The sequence below is a fragment of the Vibrio sp. 378 genome (assembly GCF_033339435.1).
In genome coordinates this window covers 1-525 of sequence record NZ_JAWOUO010001140.1, presented here as the reverse complement: position 1 = coordinate 525, position 525 = coordinate 1, and the positions used below count along the sequence as shown (strand labels likewise).

The 525-nt window shown below is 45.1% G+C and carries 1 pseudogene; it reads right to left on the bottom strand.

Annotation, left to right across the window (positions count from 1 at the left end):
• A pseudogene (locus R7Q48_RS30825) lies at positions 1 to 525 on the bottom strand (cadherin repeat domain-containing protein); the annotation flags it as partial.

The following is a 525-nucleotide window of genomic DNA, read 5'->3' as shown; positions in this document are numbered from 1 at the left end:
TTTAAGAAAGCATCGCTGTATGTTGCTGTCGCCTCGACGGTTACCTGACCAACGTTGTGGATCAAAAGCAAACCCGTTTCTGGGTTTAGTAACTCGGCAACCTCGTTGTCTGGTTCGCTGCGCAAAATTTTGTAAGTGATATTTTGCGTTTCAACTTTATCCAAACGTGAAGGCGCTAAGGTTAAACCGTCTCGATACTCATCTTCGATTAAGGCAAATTTAAGTTGCTCAGCACCTATCGCATACAATGTTACGGTTGCACGAACTTGCTTAGGTAGATATAAGTCGTTACCTGAATCGGAAATCAGTACAGAAGCCTGACCCGCAGAACCAAGTGAATAAACAACGCCGTTATCATCAACTTGAATGAGGTTCTGCCCGCTTTCGACTTGGTAACTCAGTTTACCTTTCTGCCCGCGCACGGTCAGAGCTTTCCCGTCAGGATCGAGTGCAACTAGGCTTAAATCACTGGCAGAAAGATCATTGTTAAAACCTCGTTCAACCGTGACCGAAAACGTCGTTTCA